The organism is Kocuria salsicia (assembly GCF_007681555.1).
Taxonomy (GTDB): domain Bacteria; phylum Actinomycetota; class Actinomycetes; order Actinomycetales; family Micrococcaceae; genus Kocuria; species Kocuria salsicia.
Genome location: NZ_VELE01000001.1, coordinates 729,496 through 746,518 on the forward strand (window position 1 = coordinate 729,496; position 17,023 = coordinate 746,518).

12 protein-coding genes are annotated in these 17,023 nt (G+C 69.3%); all 12 read right to left on the reverse strand.

Going from position 1 to position 17,023, the window contains the following annotated elements; all coding sequences use genetic code 11:
- Positions 1-47 precede the first annotated feature (47 nt).
- The gene (locus FS770_RS03315) at positions 48-707 is read right to left on the reverse strand and encodes a 3-oxoacid CoA-transferase subunit B (protein WP_144941771.1); all 660 of its coding nucleotides are present in this window, start codon (positions 705-707) and stop codon (positions 48-50) included.
- The gene (locus tag FS770_RS03320; RefSeq protein ID WP_145009854.1) at positions 704-1,402 is read right to left on the reverse strand and encodes a 3-oxoacid CoA-transferase subunit A; all 699 of its coding nucleotides are present in this window, start codon (positions 1,400-1,402) and stop codon (positions 704-706) included. Before FS770_RS03320 ends, FS770_RS03315 begins: the two co-directional genes overlap by 4 nt.
- 33 nt (positions 1,403-1,435) lie before the next feature.
- Positions 1,436-2,647 (reverse strand): thiolase family protein, encoded by a 1,212-nt coding sequence (locus FS770_RS03325; RefSeq protein WP_144941767.1) that lies wholly within the window; start codon positions 2,645-2,647, stop codon positions 1,436-1,438.
- Positions 2,648-2,790: 143 nt separating this feature from the next.
- Positions 2,791-3,189, reverse strand: coding sequence for a carboxymuconolactone decarboxylase family protein (locus tag FS770_RS03330; protein WP_144941765.1), 399 nt, complete (start codon positions 3,187-3,189; stop codon positions 2,791-2,793).
- Between the two features lie 146 nt (positions 3,190-3,335).
- Entirely contained in the window at positions 3,336-4,124 is a 789-nt protein-coding gene (locus FS770_RS03335) for an alpha/beta fold hydrolase (RefSeq protein ID WP_145009857.1), read from the reverse strand.
- Positions 4,121-5,560, reverse strand: a complete 1,440-nt coding sequence (locus FS770_RS03340; RefSeq protein ID WP_145009860.1) for a lyase family protein — start codon at positions 5,558-5,560, stop codon at positions 4,121-4,123. The genes FS770_RS03335 and FS770_RS03340 overlap by 4 nt, the downstream gene beginning before the upstream one ends.
- Positions 5,557-6,132: a protocatechuate 3,4-dioxygenase subunit alpha gene (pcaG, locus tag FS770_RS03345; protein ID WP_145009864.1), complete on the reverse strand. Its 576-nt coding sequence runs from the start codon at positions 6,130-6,132 to the stop codon at positions 5,557-5,559. Before pcaG ends, FS770_RS03340 begins: the two co-directional genes overlap by 4 nt.
- A complete protein-coding gene (gene pcaH, locus FS770_RS03350; RefSeq protein WP_186366671.1) occupies positions 6,125-6,937 on the reverse strand; it encodes a protocatechuate 3,4-dioxygenase subunit beta in 813 nt (270 codons plus the stop codon). The genes pcaG and pcaH overlap by 8 nt, the downstream gene beginning before the upstream one ends.
- A gap of 43 nt (positions 6,938-6,980) precedes the next feature.
- Positions 6,981-8,180: a 4-hydroxybenzoate 3-monooxygenase gene (locus tag FS770_RS03355; protein ID WP_145009867.1), complete on the reverse strand. Its 1,200-nt coding sequence runs from the start codon at positions 8,178-8,180 to the stop codon at positions 6,981-6,983.
- A gap of 255 nt (positions 8,181-8,435) precedes the next feature.
- Positions 8,436-9,212, reverse strand: coding sequence for an IclR family transcriptional regulator (locus tag FS770_RS03360; RefSeq protein ID WP_186366672.1), 777 nt, complete (start codon positions 9,210-9,212; stop codon positions 8,436-8,438).
- 183 nt (positions 9,213-9,395) lie between these two features.
- Positions 9,396-13,286, reverse strand: coding sequence for a DNA-directed RNA polymerase subunit beta' (locus tag FS770_RS03365; protein ID WP_145009872.1), 3,891 nt, complete (start codon positions 13,284-13,286; stop codon positions 9,396-9,398).
- A 65-nt stretch (positions 13,287-13,351) separates the two neighbouring features.
- Complete coding sequence (rpoB, locus tag FS770_RS03370) at positions 13,352-16,861, reverse strand: DNA-directed RNA polymerase subunit beta (protein ID WP_094394943.1); 3,510 nt, start codon at positions 16,859-16,861, stop codon at positions 13,352-13,354.
- Positions 16,862-17,023: the final 162 nt, after the last annotated feature.

The following is a 17,023-nucleotide window of genomic DNA, read 5'->3' on the forward strand; positions in this document are numbered from 1 at the left end:
GGCTGTCCTCCTCGGCACCCCGGCGGCACTGCCACTGGTCGGGACGGTCACCGCCCAGGGGTGAGCGTCACGTCCAGCTGCTCGACGAGCTCGTCGTAGCCCACGCCGAACGTCTCGCGCACCACGATCCGGCCGCCCTCGACCACGAAGACCCCGAGGTCCGTGTAGACGCGGGACACGCAACCCACCCCCGTGAGCGGCATGGTGCACCGCTCCACGAGCTTGGACTGTCCGTTCTTGGACTTCAGGGTCATCATCACGAACGTCTGCTTGGCGCCGGTGGCGAGGTCCATGGCCCCTCCCACGGCGGGGATCGCATCCGGCTTGCCCGTGTGCCAGTTGGCCAGGTTGCCGTGGCGGTCCACCTGGAACGCGCCCAGCACGCAGCAGTCCAGGTGCCCGCCGCGCATCATGGCGAAGGAGTCCGCGTGGTGGAAGTACGAGCAGCCCTCGGTCTCCACCACGGGGATCTTGCCGGCGTTGATGAGGTCCGGGTCCACCTCGTCCCCGTGGGCCTCGCCGCCCATCCCGAGCATGCCGTTCTCGGTGTGCAGGGTGACGTCGTCCTCCGGGCCCAGGTAGTTGGACACCAGCGTGGGCTGACCGATCCCCAGGTTGACGTAGGCACCGGCGGGGATGTCCCGCGCGACGACCTCCGCGAGCTCCTCGGGGGACAACGGGTGGTCGCTGCTCTGCGGGACGCTCATGCCGCACCTTCCTCTCGAGAATCCTGCTGCCGGGGGTGGTCCACGCGGACCACCGTGTCCACGTAGATCCCGGGCGTCACGACGGCCTCCGGGTCGAGCGCGCCGCGCTCCACGACCTCGTCCACCTGCACGATCGAGTGCGTGGCCGCCGCTGCCATGACGGGGCCGAAGTTGCGCGCGGTCTTGCGGTAGACCAGGTTGCCGACCCGGTCCGCTCGCAGCGCCTTGGTCAGGGAGAAGTCCGCGTGGATCGAGTACTCGAGCACCTGGTGACGGCCGTCCAGCTTCCGCACCTCCTTGCCCTCCGCCAGGGGCGTGCCGTAGCCGGTGGGTGTGAAGAACGCCCCGATCCCCGCCCCCGCCGCCCGGATGCGCTCGGCGAGGTTGCCCTGCGGGACGACCTCCAGCTCGATCTGTCCGGCCCGATACTTCTCGTCGAAGTGCCACGAGTCCGACTGGCGGGGGAAGGAGCAGATGATCTTGCGCACCCGCCCGAGCTGGATCAGGGTGGCCAGCCCCACGTCCCCGTTTCCGGCGTTGTTGCTGACCACGGTCAGGTCCGTTGCCCCGTTGTCGATCAGTGCGTCGATGAGCTCCACGGGCTGTCCTGCGACACCGAAGCCGCCGATCATCACGCACGCGCCGTCGTGGACGGGTGCCACGGCCGCCGCGGCGGTCTCTGCAATGGTGAGCACGGTCTCTGTCCCTCCGTCTGTCGAACCGGGGCCTCAGCCCCGGGCGTCCTGATTCTCGAGCACCACCGCGAGGCCCTGCCCCACGCCGATGCACAGGCTTGCGACTCCCCAGCGCCGCCCGGACTCCTGCAGCCGTCGCGCGAGGGTGCCGAGCACGCGGGTGCCGGAGGCGCCCAGCGGGTGGCCCAGCGCGATCGCACCGCCCCACGCGTTGACGATCTCCTGGTCCACACCCCACTGCCGCAGACAGGCGAGCGACTGCGCGGCGAACGCCTCGTTGAGCTCGACCGCGGCAACGTCGTCCCAGGTGATCCCGGCTCGCCGCAGGGCAGTCTCCGCGGCGCGCACCGGCGCCTCCCCGAAGAACTGGGGCTCGTTGGCCGCGGCGCCGCGGCCCGCGATCCGGGCGAGGGGCTGGCGGCCGAGCAGCTCGGCGCCGCGCTCGCTGCCGAGCCATACCGCGGACGCACCGTCGTTCATGGGCGAGGAGTTGCCCGCCGTGACGGTGGCGTTCTCGCCGGTGCGGAACACCGTGCGCAGCTGCCCCAGGGTCTCCGGCGTGGAGTCGGGGCGGATGGTCTCGTCCCGCGTGAGCTCCACGCCCTTCCTGCCGGTGGGTGCCACGCGGACCGTGAGGTCGTCGTATCTTCCCTCGTCCCAGGCCTTCGCGGCCAGCCTGTGGGAGCGCGCGGCGAACTCATCCTGCTCCTCGCGGGTGATGCCGTGCTTCTCGCGCAGCTGCTCCGTGGCCTCACCGAGTGAGACGGTCCACTCGTCCGGCATCTCGGGGTTCACGAGTCGCCAGCCCAGCGTCGTGTTGGCAAGCTCCAGGTTCTGCATCGGGAACGGGCGGTCCGTCTTGGGCAGCACCCACGGGGCACGGGACATCGACTCGACGCCGCCCACGAGCAGCACGTCCCCCTCCCCCACCTCGATCTGGCGGGAGGCGATCATGGCGGCGTCCAGGGACGAGCCACACAGCCTGTTGACCGTGGAGCCGGGGAGACTCACGGGCAGACCCGCGAGCAGGGTGGCCATGCGGGCCACGTTGCGGTTCTCCTCCCCCGCGCCGTTCGCGTTGCCCAGGTAGACCTCGTCGATCGCCGCCGGGTCCAGGGCGGGAGCGCGTTCCACGAGGGTGCGCACCACGAGCGCCGCAAGATCGTCCGGGCGGTGCCCCGACAGCGCGCCGCCGAGCTTGCCGAACGGGGTCCGGACGGCGTCGTACACGTAGGCCTGGTTCATGGGAATCCTCACCGTGGGAGTTCGACCGGTCGGGGCCGGCGGGGTGTGGGTGCGCGGTGCCTGGTACAGCACACCCGGCTGCTTTCACCAGGCTATGCCGGGGTGTTCGCCATGTGAACACTTGTTCACATGGCGAACACGTCTCAGTCCCGCACCTCGGACAGTGCCTTCTGGGCGTGCTTGAACGCGTTGTTGGCCGAGGGGACGGAGAGGTAGATCGCGGACTGCATGACGACCTCCTTGATCTCCACCGTGCTCAGCCCGTTGCGAAGGGCCGCCTTGACGTGCATCTCGAACTCCTCCCAATGCGCCCCGGCGATCAGCGCCGTGAGCACGCACGCGCTGCGCATCCGCCGGTCGAGCCCCGGGCGGGTCCAGATCTCGCCCCACGCGTAGCGCGAGATGAAGTCCTGGAAATCCTCCGTGAACTCCGTCTTGCCTGCCTCCGCACGGTCCACGTGCTCGTCCGTGAGGACCTCGCGGCGCACGGTCATGCCCTCGTCGTGGGCCTGCGCCTCGGTGCGTTCGGGGTGTCGGTTCATGCTGTCCTCTGCTCTGCTGTCGATGGACGGGCGGCGAGTCGGTGCGCGGGGGTACGGCGCACCGGCGCCTGCCGGGTCGGAGTGCGGGGTCATAGTGCGGCTTCGTAGTGCCGCGCGTCATTGCGCGGGCGGGAGAGTGCGGCGCGTCAGCGCGCGGCGGCGATCAGATCCGTGAGGAGCCGCTCGAGCAGCTCCGGCGCTGCGAGGGGCACGAGGTGGGCGGCGCCGTCGACGATCTCGCAGCGAGCCCGCAGCGCCTGCGCGAGTGGCCGGGCGACGTCGGGCCCCACCATGGCGTCCTCGGTACCGGTGACGACGGCGCACGGCACGGCGGCGGGGGCCGTCACCCCGCGCAGGTCGTAGTCCGCGAGCGCTCGGCACGCGGCGGCGTAGCTGACGCGGTCGGCGCCCTGGAGGTCGTGCAGCAGGGGCGTGCAGAGCTCGGAGTGCCGCGCCAGGAAGTCAGCCTCGAACCAGGCCTTCGCGCACGTGACCACCTGGGTGGGAGTCCCGGCACTCGCCACGAGTTCGGCGCGCTCGCGCCAGGAGGCCGGGTCCGGGAAGTAGTTGGCCGTGGCGACGAGCGTGGCGGACGCCAAGTGGGAGGAGCCCGCGGCAAGCTGCTGCTGCACCACGGCCCCGCCGATCGATGTCCCCATCGCGTGCCACGCTCCCGGCCCCACGCGCTGCGTGACCGCGCGAGCCACGCCCTCGGCGAGGTCGGCAACCGTGAACTCCTGCGCCGGTGCGCTCACGCCGTGGCCGGGAAGGTCCCAGCCGACCACATGGAAGCGGCCCGAGAGCAGGGGGACGAGCGGGGCGTACAGGTTCGTCACGGAGGTTCCCAGCGCGGGCCCAAGCACCACGAGCGGTGCGTCTGTGGGGAGGTCTTGCAGGCGCGTGAACTCCACGAGCCCCAATTCGGGAACGGTCATCGTCTCTTCCTCTCGTCGTGCCGGGCGGCTGCACGCTCGCACAGTTGCGGAGCCACCCCCAGGTATCCTCGCGGGTCCAGCAGACTGCGGATCCAACCGGTCAGTTCGGAGGCGGCCACCCCCTCGGGCAGCTCAACGTCCTCCCCCGCCCGCACCTCCGCCGCGAGCGCGGCGGCGAGCACCTCCGGGTCCTGTGGCTCGGCGCGCACGGCGGCCTGGATGCGCTGCTTGGCGCTGCGCCCGTCCCGCTCCCCCAGCACGGGGGCCAGCGCGGTGTTCAGCCGTTCGGCCATCACGCCCGTTCCAGCGTCCGCCAGGTTGCGGGCCATGCGCTCCTCGCGGACGGTGAGCCCCGCGGCCAGCTCCGCCGCGTGCGACGACGCCGCGGCCGTCAGCACCGCGAGCTCGCGCAGCGCCGGCCACTCGGCGTGCCAGCCGCCGTCCGGCCGCTCGTCGTCCGCGGCACTCGCTCCCGCCGCCACCTGGGCCAGCAGTGCCGTCGCTGCGATGCCCGTGCGCTTGAGGAGCACACTCAGCACGGGGTTCTGCTTCTGCGGCATGGCCGAGGACACGCCCCGGCCCTCTGCGGCGGGCTCTCTCACTTCACCGACCTCTGGGCGGGACATCGTCAAGACGTCGTTCGCCATCCTGGCCAGCGCGGCGGTGGTCTCCGCGAGACTCCCCGCGACCCGCAGCACCGGCACGCGGTTGGTGTGCCACACACCGTCGGGCAGCCGGAGTCCAAGCTCCTCGGCCCAGTACCCGAGGAGCTCCTTCACCCGCTGCCACGTGCGCTCCTCGGTGTCCCCGGGGTGGGCGCAGCGGGCCACGGTGGCCGCGAGCGACCCGGCCGCCCCGCCGAAGGAGACGGGCAGGTGGGCGCGCGCGGCGACGTCGTCCGCGGCGTCGTCCACACCCGCGAGCCACGACGCGGCCTTGAGTCCGAAGGAGACCGGCAGGGCGTGCTGGGTCAGGGTGCGCCCGACCATGACCGTGCCCCCATGGCGCACCACGAGGCGCACGAGGGCGTCCCCTGTGCGGTCAAGCCCCTCCAGGAGCATCCTGCGCACGTCCTCGACCACGAGCGCCAGGGCCGTGTCCATCACGTCCTGGCTCGTCAGACCGGCGTGCACCGCGCCCAGGGGGCGGCCGTGCTCCTCCTCGACCGCACGGCGGTAGGCCGCCAGCAGTGGGATCACTGGGTTGCCACCACCCTCGGAGGCCACAGCCAGGTCTGTGAGCGCGGCCTCGTCGAGCGGCACCCGGTCCACCGCGGCGTGAGCGGCCTCGGCTGCAACGGCGGGGACGAGGCCCACCCTGGACTGCGCCGTGACCCACGCGTCCTCCACCCGGAGGATCGCGCGGGCCACGGCACGGTCGTCCGCCAGGGCCGCGGCCCGGTGCGCTCCCGGCAGCAGCAGACCCGCCTCGATCACTCCAGCCCCCGGTAGGACAGGAACACGGTCTCGTGCTCGCCCTGCAGGTGCACGTCGAAGCGCAGCGAGCCGTCTTCGAGCCGCTGGGCGATCAGCGTGGAGCGCTCCTCCTCGGACAGGGAGCTCAGCAGGGGGTCGTTCCCGAGCGCCTCGGTGTCCTCGGGGAGGTAGATCCGCGTGAACAGCCGGTTGAGCAGGCCCCGCCCGAACACCGTCATGAGGATGAACGGCGCCTTGCCGGCCTCGGTGGGTCCGGGATTCACCGTTGTGAAGTCGTAGTGGCCCGCGTTGTCCACGGCCACCCGGCCGAAACCGGTGAACGTGTAGCCGTCCCGTTTGAGGGACCCGGGCTCCTTCGAGACCCTGCCGTTCTCGTCCGCCTGCCAGATCTCGAGCATCGCGTCCGGGATCGTGGCGCCGTGGCCGTCGTACACGGTGCCCTGTAGGCGCACGGCGTTCGGGTGCGACAGCGGCACCAGGAACTCCCCGCCCTCGTAGGGCAGCGCGTAGCCGTAGAAGGGACCGATGGTCTGGCCGGGTGTGGGCACCAGGCGCTCGGTGTTCTCAGTCATTGCTGTCGTCCTCCGTCCAGGTGCGGTTCGAACCGCTCAGGACGATGTCCCAGCGGTAGCCGAGCAGCCACTCGTGCTCGGAGAGGTCGTGGTCGTAGGTGGCCACGAGCCGGTCGCGGGCCTTCGGATCCACGATGGACTGGTAGATGGGGTCCAGGGCGAAGAGCGGATCCCCAGGGAAGTACATCTGGGTGATCATCCGCTGCGTGAAGTCCGTGCCGAACAGGGAGAAGTGCACGTGCGCCGGGCGCCACGCGTTGAGGTGGTTCTTCCACGGGTACGGCCCGGGCTTGATCGTCACGAACGAGTACGAGCCGTCGTCGCCCGTGAGGCAGCGGCCCACGCCCGTGAAGTTCGGGTCGATGGGCGCCGGGTGCTGGTCCCGCTTGTGGATGTAGCGCCCCGCCGCGTTGGCCTGCCAGATCTCCACGAGCTGGTTGCGCACCGGGCGGCCGCTGCCGTCCACGATGCGCCCCGAGATTCGGATCCGCTCGCCGATGGGCTCCCCGCCGTCCTGGATGGTCAGGTCCGACTCCAGGGAGTGGACGTCCCGCTGGCCGAAGGCCGGGGCGTGGAGCTCGATGGTCTCCGGGTCCGTGTGGCGCGGGTCCTTGGTGGGGTGGCGCAGGATCGAGCTGCGGTACGGTGCGTAGTCCAGGCGGGGCTGGTTCTCGACCGTCCCGGAGGCCTCGTGCTGCGTGCTGATCCGCGCCATCTCGTCGATGAGCTGCGCCTGGGTGTCCTTGGCGTCGTCGGCGCCTTTGGCGTACAGGGGCTCGAACGTGTCGTCGTTCTCGACGGTCATGGTCATCTCCTCGGGTGGGTGGCGGGGTGGGCGTCGTGTGTCGTCAGGTCCGGTCCTGCCAGCCCGTGTAGGACTCCGCGAAGTACGCCGACCCGTGGACCGATCCGGTCAGCGCCTCGAACTCGCCACGACGGCGCTTCGCGGCGAAGGGGTTCTCGTCCGGTGCGGTGTGCATGAGGTTCGTGACCCAGTAGGAGAAGTTCTGCGCCTTCCAGATCCGCTCCAGCGCCTGGGCCGAGTAGCCGACCAGTCCGGCGTCGTCGCCGGTCTCGAAGAAGTCAACGACCGCCGGGGCCAGCACGCGGACGTCGCAGAACGCGAGGTTCAGCCCCTTGGCGCCCGTGGGAGGCACGGTGTGCCCGGCGTCCCCCACCAGGAACATGTTCCCGTACCGCAGGGGCTCGCACACGTAGGAGCGGAACGGCAGGACCGTCTTGTCGAAGATCGGCCCCCGCTTCAGAGTGAGCCCGTCCGGGCCGTCCACCCGGGCCTGCAGCTCGTCCCAGATCCGCTCGTCGTCCCACTCGGCCGCGTCCGTGTCCGGAGGGCACTGGAAGTACATTCGCTGCACGGTGTCGCTGCGCTGGGAGATCAGGGCGAAGCCGCGGGGCGATGTGGCGTAGACCAGCTCGGGGGCCGACGGCGGCGCCTCGCACAGAATCCCGAACCACGCGAACGGGTACTCGGTGAAGTTGTCCGTGCGCACGTCCTGGGGGATCTGCCGTCTGCACACGCCCCGCGAACCGTCAGCCCCCACGAGCAGCCGGGCGCGGATCTCGAGGTCCTCGCCGTCCGCGGTGGTGCACCGCACGGTGGGGTGCTCCGTGGTCAGCTCGTCCACCCGGGTGCCCGAGACCTCCCAGTGGACGACGCCGCCGTCCCGCTCGCGCGCGGCGGCCAGGTCCGTGAACACCTCGTTCTGCGGGTACAGCCACACGGACTCCCCCACCAGCTCCCGGAAGTCGATGCGCCGACTCTCGCCGTTGAAGCGCAGCACCGTACCCTCGTGCTCGTGGCCGTGACTGAGCACCCGGCCGGCCACACCGGAGTCCGTGAGCATGGCCACCGTGCCCGCCTCCAGGATGCCCGCCCGGTGGGTTCGAGCGATCTCCTCGCGGGAGCGCGTCTCTACCACCACGGTGTCGATGCCCGCACGCGACAGCAGGTGCGAGAGCATCAGGCCGGCAGGGCCCGCCCCCACGATCGCGACGTCAGCCTTGACGACCGTTCGCTCCTCGAGCATGTGTCCTCCTAGCGCACGTCCGGCTCCCATTATGGCGGCGGGCCATGGCGCGCATCACATCTGTCCCGTTGAACGGGATGTTGTCCCCTGTGCTGCCGAGCCCTTGGCCCGGCGGGTCTTCCGCCGCCCCGTCTGGCGGACTCGCGCGGCGACCGTGCCCGCTCCGTGCACGAGGCGGCCGCGACGACGACGCCCGCCCCGGTCCGTGGCTGCCGCGGGCACGCCTGGGGCCCGGAGAACAACCGGATGGTGTTGTCAGAGGGCTCCGAGCGCGCGGGAGATGCCGTGCCCCGCAACCCGAAGCGTTTGCACGATGGCCGGGAGGTCCGCGTCCCGCATCTCCGCCAGCGGGAGCACGGTTCCAAGCGCCGCGCCGCGCTGTCCGGCCGGAACCTTCAGGGGCACGGCCACTCCCCCGGTCCCCTGGTCGATGCGCTCGCGCTGGACCGCGTACCCGCGCCGCGCGAAGACGGCCAGATCCGCGGCAAAGCGCTCCGCAGTGGCCGTGAGCGCGGCAGGGTCCCCGGCGGCGTCGGGCACCGAGACCGCGCGGTGGTACTGCGCGACGACCTCGGCGGAGCACTGGGACAGCAGTGCCAGCCCGGTGGCCGAGCGGTGCAGCGGCAGCCGCCCCGCCACGATCGAGCGCAGCGGAACCGTGGACCCGCTCGCGGCGATCCGCTCCGCGAACAGCACGTCCCGGCCCTCCACCACACCCACGTGCACGTGCTGGCGCAGCACGGCATGGACGTCCGACATGAACGGGATGGCCGCCGCGGCAAGGCTCTCCGCCGAGGCGGAGCGTGAGGCCAGCTCCCACAGGCGCGTGCCCACCCGGTAGGTCTGCGCGGACCCGACCTCCAGCCACCCCGTGCGCTTCATGTCCCCCAAGATCCGGTGGGCGGTGGACGGCGGCAGCCCCGTGGCGCGGCAGATCTCCCGGAAGCCCAGCTCGGGCCGCGCGGGACCGAAGGCGCTGAGGACACGGTCGAAGCGCTCGATGAGCGACTCCCCGGACGCCGAGTTCGCCACGGCCACCCTCCCTTTCCCACGGTGCGCGTCCCGCGGGCCGCGCTGCGCCCAGTCTAGGAGCGGTGGGCACGAAGAAGCCCGGGTGGCCCCCTCTCGGGGGCCCACCCGGGCGCTGTCAATCACGTCACCGGAGGGCGACGTCGCGCCGCCGCCCCGCGGGGCGGCTCACGCGGGTGACCCGGCTCAGTTGCCGCCGAAGTCGTAGTCGTCCAGGGGGATCGCCTGGAACTCGGAACCCAGCCCGCCGGAGTTCTCCTCCGCGTAGCTGAAGTCCGAGAACGCGGACGGATCCGTGAACATCGAGGCCCTGGCCTCCTCCGTGGGCTCCACGTCCACGCTGTTGTACCGCTCGAGACCGGTACCGGCGGGGATTAGCTTGCCGATGATCACGTTCTCCTTCAGACCCAGCAGCGGGTCCGACTTGCCCTCCATGGCGGCCTGCGTAAGCACACGCGTGGTCTCCTGGAAGGATGCGGCGGACAGCCACGAGTCCGTGGCGAGCGAGGCCTTGGTGATGCCCATGAGCTCCGGACGCCCGGCGGCGGGACGCTTGCTCTCGGCCACCGCACCGCGGTTGGCCTCGAGGAAGCGCACATTGTCCACCAGCTCACCCGGCAGCAGCGCAGTGTCGCCGGACTCGATAATGGTCACGCGGCGCAGCATCTGCCGCACGATGACCTCCACGTGCTTGTCGTGGATGCCCACGCCCTGCGAACGGTATACGCCCTGGACCTCGTCCACCAGGTGCTTCTGCGCCTCGCGGGGACCGCGGATGCGCAGCACCTCCTTCGGATCCACCGCGCCGGTCACGAGCTGCTGGCCGACGTCGACGTGGTCGCCGTCCGCCACGAGCAGCTTGGCACGACGCAGCACCGGGTAGGCGAACTCCTCGTCACCGTTGTCCGGTACCACGACGATCTTCAGGGACTTGTCCGTGTCCTCGATGCGGATCCGGCCGGCCACCTCGGAGATCGGGGCCACACCCTTGGGGGTGCGGGCCTCGAAGAGCTCCTGGATACGGGGCAGACCCTGCGTGATGTCACCGTCCGAGGACGCCACACCACCGGTGTGGAAGGTGCGCATCGTCAGCTGGGTGCCGGGCTCGCCAATGGACTGCGCGGCAACGATGCCCACGGCCTCGCCGATGTCCACCAGCTGGTTGGTGGCCAGCGACCGGCCGTAGCACGCGGCGCACACGCCCACCGCGGACTCGCACGTGAGCACGGAGCGCACGCGCACCTCGTCCACACCCGCGTTGTACAGGGTGCTGATCATGGCGTCCGACATGTCGGCACCAGCCTCGGCCAGCACCTCGCCGTTCTCGTCCGCCACAGCCGAGGCGAGCACGCGGCCGTGCACCGTGTTCTCGATGTCCTCGTGCAGGGTGCGCACACCGGTGTCCGTCACGTCCGCGAGCGGCAGGACCAGGCCTCGAACGGTCTGGCAGTCCGACTCGCGCACGATCACGTCCTGCGACACGTCCACCAGACGCCGGGTCAGGTAGCCCGAGTTGGCGGTACGCAGCGCCGTGTCCGCGAGACCCTTGCGGGCACCGTGGGTGGCGATGAAGTACTCCAGCACCGACAGACCCTCCCGGTAGGAGGACTTGATCGGGCGGGGCATGATCTCACCCTTCGGGTTCGCCACGAGACCGCGGATGCCGGCAATCTGACGGACCTGCATCCAGTTGCCTCGCGCACCGGAGGACACCATGCGGTTGATGGTGTTGGTGGGCGTGAGGTTGTCCCGCATGGCCTGCGCGACCTCGTCCGTGGCCTTGGACCAGATGTCGATGAGCTCCGATCGGCGCTCGTCGTCGTCGATCAGGCCCTTGTCGTACTGGCCCTGGATGCGCGCAGCCTGTGCCTCGTAGCCCTCCATGATGGCGGGCTTCTCCGGCGGCGTCGCGATGTCCGAGATCGCCACGGTGACCCCGGAGCGCGAGGCCCAGTGGAAGCCGGCGTCCTTGAGGTTGTCCAGCGTCTTGGCCACGCGTGTCATCGGGTAGCGCTCCGCGAGGTCGTTCACGAGAGCGGAAAGGTGCTTCTTGTCCGCGACGTTCTCGTCCCACGGGTAGTCCTCGGGCAGCGTCTCGTTGAAGAGCACACGCCCGAGCGTGGTCTCCACGACGGCGGGCTGACCCGGCTCCCAGCCCTCGGGACCTTCCCAGCCGGTGTACGGCACGAAGTCCTCGAGCTCGATCTTGCACTTGGCGTTCAGGTGCAGCTCGCCGGAGTCGTTGGCCATGATCGCCTCGGCCACCGAGGAGTAGCTGTTGCCCTCCCCGGCCCAGCCCTCACGCACGGTGGTGAGGTGGTACAGACCGATGATCATGTCCTGCGACGGCAGGGCGATCGGCTTGCCGTCCGACGGCTTGAGGATGTTGTTCGAGGACAGCATCAGCACGCGGGCCTCCGCCTGCGCCTCCGGGGAGAGCGGCAGGTGGACGGCCATCTGGTCGCCGTCGAAGTCAGCGTTGAACGCGCCGCACACGAGCGGGTGCAGCTGGATGGCCTTGCCCTCCACAAGCTGCGGCTCGAACGCCTGGATGCCCAGACGGTGCAGGGTGGGGGCGCGGTTGAGCAGCACCGGGTGCTCGGTGATGACCTCTTCCAGCACGTCCCACACCTGGGGACGGTAGCGCTCGACCATGCGCTTGGCGGACTTGATGTTCTGCGCGTGGTTCAGGTCCACCAGGCGCTTCATCACGAACGGCTTGAACAGCTCCAGGGCCATCTGCTTGGGCAGACCGCACTGGTGCAGCTTCAGCTGCGGGCCCACCACGATCACGGAACGACCGGAGTAGTCCACGCGCTTGCCGAGCAGGTTCTGACGGAAGCGGCCCTGCTTGCCCTTGAGCATGTCGGACAACGACTTCAGCGCACGGTTGCCGGGACCCGTGACAGGGCGGCCGCGGCGGCCGTTGTCGAACAGGGAGTCCACGGCCTCCTGCAGCATGCGCTTCTCGTTGTTCACGATGATCTCGGGGGCACCGAGGTCCAGCAGCCGCTTGAGGCGGTTGTTGCGGTTGATCACACGACGGTAGAGGTCGTTGAGATCGGAGGTCGCGAAGCGGCCACCGTCCAGCTGCACCATGGGACGCAGCTCCGGCGGGATCACCGGCACGGCGTCCAGGACCATGCCCAGCGGCGAGTTGTCCGTGGTCAGGAAAGCGTTGACCACCTTCAGGCGCTTCAGGGCGCGGGTCTTGCGCTGGCCCTTGCCCGTGGCGATGGTCTCGCGCAGCGACTCGGCCTCGGCCTCGAGGTCGAAGCTCTCGAGGCGCTTCTTGATGGACTCGGCGCCCATGGAGCCCTCGAAGTACATGCCGTAGCGGTCCACCATCTGGCGGTACAGGGCCTCGTCACCCTCGAGGTCGTTGACCTTGAGGTTCTTGAAGCGGTCCCAGACCTTCTCCAGGTAGTCGATCTCGCGGTCCGCGCGCTTGCGCACGTTGGCCATCTGGCGGTCCGCCGAGTCGCGCAGCTTGCGCTTCTCGGCAGCCTTGCCGCCCTCCTCCTCGACGCGCGCGAGATCGTTCTCGAGGTCGCGGGCGATCGCGTTGATGTCCGCGTCCCGGGTGTCCTCCAGCTGCTTCTTCTCACGGTCGATCGCGGCCTGCAGGTTGGGCAGGTCGTCGTGGCGGGCCTGCTCGTCCACGGAGGTGATCATGTACGCGGCGAAGTAGATGACCTTCTCGAGGTCCTTCGGCGCGAGGTCCAGCAGGTAGCCCAAACGCGAGGGGACGCCCTTGAAGTACCAGATGTGGGTCACGGGAGCGGCGAGCTCGATGTGGCCCATGCGCTCACGGCGCACCTTGGCGCGAGTGACCTCCACGCCGCAGCGTTCACAGATGATGCCCTTGTAGCGCACGCGCTTGTACTTGCCGCAGTAGCACTCCCAGTCCCGGGTGGGACCGAAGATCTTCTCGCAGAACAAGCCGTCCTTCTCGGGCTTGAGCGTGCGGTAGTTGATGGTTTCCGGCTTCTTGACCTCGCCATAGGACCAGCCGCGGATCTGATCCGCGGTGGCCAGGCCGATCTGCATGAGACCCAGTGAAGAATCGTTGGACATAAGGTCCTGTCCCTCTTTCTAAAAATCCTGAAGTGTGACGAGCTGTGCTATGGACGAGCGGGTTCTCAGACCTCTTCGACCGAGCTGGGCTCGGAGTGGGAGAGGTCGATGCCGAGCTCGTCGGCAGCCCGGAAGCTGTCGTCCTCGGAATCACGCATTTCCACGGTGTTGCCGTCCGCGGAGAGGACCTCCACGTTCAGGCACAGCGACTGCATCTCCTTGATGAGCACCTTGAAGGACTCGGGCACACCCGGTTCGGGGATGTTCTCGCCCTTGACGATGGCCTCGTACACCTTCACGCGGCCGTGGACGTCGTCGGACTTGACGGTGAGCAGCTCCTGCAGGGTGTAGGCGGCGCCGTACGCCTCGAGCGCCCACACCTCCATCTCACCGAAGCGCTGACCACCGAACTGCGCCTTACCGCCCAGCGGCTGCTGGGTGATCATGGAGTACGGACCGGTGGAGCGGGCGTGGATCTTGTCGTCCACGAGGTGGTGGAGCTTCAAGATGTACTGGTAGCCCACGGACACCGGGTCCGGGAACGGCTGGCCGGAGCGGCCGTCGTACAGCTTCGCCTTGCCGGAGCGCCCGATCAGGCGCTGACCGTCACGCGTGGGGTTGGTGTGGTCCAGCAGGTCGAAGATCTCGTCCTCGCGGGCGCCGTCGAACACCGGGGTGGCCACGTTGGTGGGGCCGGTGCTCTTCGGGAAGTTGCTCAGACCCTTCAGCCACTCGGGGTCGCCCTCGATGTTCCAGCCCTGCTTGGCGAGCCAGCCGGTGTGGACCTCGAGCACCTGGCCGAGGTTCATGCGGCCGGGGACACCCAGCGGGTTGAGGATGACGTCCACCGGGGTGCCGTCCTCCATGAACGGCATGTCCTCGATGGGCAGAATCTTGGAGATGACGCCCTTGTTGCCGTGGCGTCCGGCGAGCTTGTCGCCGTCCGTGATCTTGCGCTTCTGCGCCACGTAGACGCGGACCACCTGGTTGACGCCGGCCGGGAGGTCGTCGTCCTCGTCCTCGCGGTCGAAGACGCGCACGCCGATGACCGTGCCGGACTCGCCGTGGGGCACCTTCAGGGAGGTGTCGCGGACCTCGCGGGACTTCTCGCCGAAGATCGCGCGCAGCAGCCGCTCCTCCGGGGTCAGCTCCGTCTCGCCCTTCGGGGTCACCTTGCCCACGAGGATGTCGCCGGCCTGGACCTCGGCACCGATGTGGATGATGCCGCGCTCGTCCAGTGCGGAGAGCACCTCCTCCGACACGTTCGGGATGTCACGCGTGATCTCCTCGGCACCGAGCTTGGTGTCGCGGGCGTCGATCTCGTGCTCCTCGATGTGGATGGACGTCAGGACGTCCTCGGAGACCATGCGCTGGGAGAGGATGATGGCGTCCTCGTAGTTGAGGCCCTCCCAGGACATGTACGCGATCAGCAGGTTCTTGCCCAGTGCCAGCTCGCCGTGGTCGGTCGAGGGACCGTCCGCGATGACCGTGCGGGGCTCCACGCGCTGGCCCTCGGAGACGATCACGCGCTGGTTGTACGTGTTGCCCGGGTTCGAGCGCACGAACTTGTTGATCGGGTAGAGCTTGGTGGTGCCGTCGTCGTTGAGCACGGTCACGAGGTCAGCGGAGACCTCCTCGACCACGCCCGGCTTGGTGGCGAGCACCGAGTCCCCGGCGTCCAGCGCCGAGTAGCGCTCCATGCCGGTGCCCACGAGCGGGGCCTCGGACGTGAGCAACGGCACGGCCTGGCGCTGCATGTTCGCGCCCATGAGGGCACGGTTGGCGTCGTCGTGCTCGAGGTACGGGATCAGGGCCGTGGCCACCGACACCATCTGGCGCGGGGAGACGTCCATGAACTCGATGTCCTCGGGGGCCACCAGCACGGCCTCACCGGAGCCGTCGGAGGCGCGCGAGAGCACGGCGTCCTCAGCGAAGTGGCCGTCCTCGGTCAGCGGTGCGTTGGCCTGCGCGATCGTGAGCCCGCGCTCGTCGTCCGCAGTGAGGTAGACGACGTCGTCAGTGACGGTGCCGTCCACGACCTTGCGGTACGGGGTCTCGATGAACCCGAACGGGTTGATCCGCGCGTACGTGGCGAGCGAGCCGATCAGACCGATGTTCGAGCCCTCAGGGGTCTCGATCGGGCACATGCGGCCGTAGTGCGACGGGTGGACGTCACGGACCTCCATGCCCGCGCGGTCGCGCGAGAGCCCGCCGGGGCCCAGCGCGGACAGGCGGCGCTTGTGGGTCAGGCCCGCGAGCGGGTTGTTCTGGTCCATGAACTGCGAGAGCTGGGAGGTCCCGAAGAACTCCTTGATCGCGGCCACCACGGGGCGGATGTTGATCAGGGTCTGCGGGGTGATCGCCTCGACGTCCTGCGTGGTCATGCGCTCGCGCACCACTCGCTCCATGCGGGAGAGCCCGGTGCGGATCTGGTTCTCGATCAGCTCGCCCACGGCGCGGATACGGCGGTTGCCGAAGTGGTCGATGTCGTCGACGTCCACATGGATCTCGCGGGCCTCGCCGTCGCGCGTTCCGGGCATGGTGGAGCGGCCGTCGTGCAGGGTCACGAGGTAGCGGATCATGGCGACGATGTCGTCGAGGGACAGCACGGAGGCGTCCGCGTCCGTGAAGGGCTTGTCGAGACCGAGCTTGCGGTTGAGCTTGTAGCGGCCCACCTTGGCGAGGTCGTAGCGCTTCGGGTTGAAGTACATGTTGTCCAGCAGGGACTGGGCGGCGTCAACCGTGGGCGGCTCCCCCGGACGCAGCTTGCGGTAGATGTCGAGCAGCGCCTCCTCGCGGGTCTCGGTGGCGTCCTTCTCGAGGGTCGCGCGGATCGAGTCGAACTCGCCGAACTCCTCGAGGATCTTGGCCTCGGTCCAGCCCAGCGCCTTGAGCAGCACGGTCACGGACTGCTTGCGCTTGCGGTCCAGACGCACGCCCACCTGGTCGCGCTTGTCGATCTCGAGCTCGAACCACGCCCCGCGGGAGGGGATGATCTTGGCGGAGTAGATGTCCTTGTCGGACGTGCGGTCCTGGCCCTTCTCGAAGTAGGCGCCGGGGGAACGGACCAGCTGGGAGACGACGACGCGTTCGGACCCGTTGATCACGAACGTGCCCTTGTCGGTCATGAGCGGGAAGTCCCCCATGAACACGGTCTGCTGCTTGATCTCGCCCGTGTTGTTGTTCATGAACTCGGCCTTGACGTACAGCGGCGCCGAGTAGGTGGCGTCACGGTCCTTGCACTCGTCCGTGGTGTACTTCGGGTCGTAGAACTCCGGCTCCGAGAACGAGAGGGACATGGTGCCCTGGAAGTCCTCGATCGGGGAGATCTCCTCGAAGATGTCCGAGAGCCCGGACGTGGTGGACACGCTGGTGTCACCGGTTTCCTGGGCCTCGACCACGCGGGCCTGCCAGCGCTCGTTGCCCACCAGGCGGTCGAAGCTGTCGGTCTGCAGCGCGAGCAGGTTGGGGACGTCCAGTGGTTCGTGGATCTTCGCGAAGGAGACCCGGCGAGGAATGTTGTCGCTCGTGGGGTGGTTGGCGGAGACGTTCGTATCGGTGCTCGAGGCGACCAAGATGTGATCCTTCCACAGACATGCAGTGAATACGCGAGGTTCCCGGGGAGAGAAAAAGGGGCCGGTGACGAGGACTGTCGACAACCGCCCCTGCGGCGCCCACCGCTATATGAAGGCACGCATGCATAAGGGACAACGCAAAGTACTAGCTTAGGGCACTCC

What these genes read in the sequence shown, in the direction of transcription:
- FS770_RS03315 (WP_144941771.1), bottom strand. Translation starts at nt 707, where the DNA reads ATGAGCGTCCCGCAGAGCAGCGACCACCCGTTGTCCCCCGAGGAGCTC.
- FS770_RS03335 (WP_145009857.1), bottom strand. Translation starts at nt 4,124, where the DNA reads ATGACCGTTCCCGAATTGGGGCTCGTGGAGTTCACGCGCCTGCAAGAC.
- FS770_RS03330 (WP_144941765.1), bottom strand. Translation starts at nt 3,189, where the DNA reads ATGAACCGACACCCCGAACGCACCGAGGCGCAGGCCCACGACGAGGGC.
- FS770_RS03355 (WP_145009867.1), bottom strand. Translation starts at nt 8,180, where the DNA reads ATGCTCGAGGAGCGAACGGTCGTCAAGGCTGACGTCGCGATCGTGGGG.
- FS770_RS03325 (WP_144941767.1), bottom strand. Translation starts at nt 2,647, where the DNA reads ATGAACCAGGCCTACGTGTACGACGCCGTCCGGACCCCGTTCGGCAAG.
- pcaH (WP_186366671.1), bottom strand. Translation starts at nt 6,937, where the DNA reads ATGACCGTCGAGAACGACGACACGTTCGAGCCCCTGTACGCCAAAGGC.
- FS770_RS03365 (WP_145009872.1), bottom strand. Translation starts at nt 13,286, where the DNA reads ATGTCCAACGATTCTTCACTGGGTCTCATGCAGATCGGCCTGGCCACC.
- pcaG (WP_145009864.1), bottom strand. Translation starts at nt 6,132, where the DNA reads ATGACTGAGAACACCGAGCGCCTGGTGCCCACACCCGGCCAGACCATC.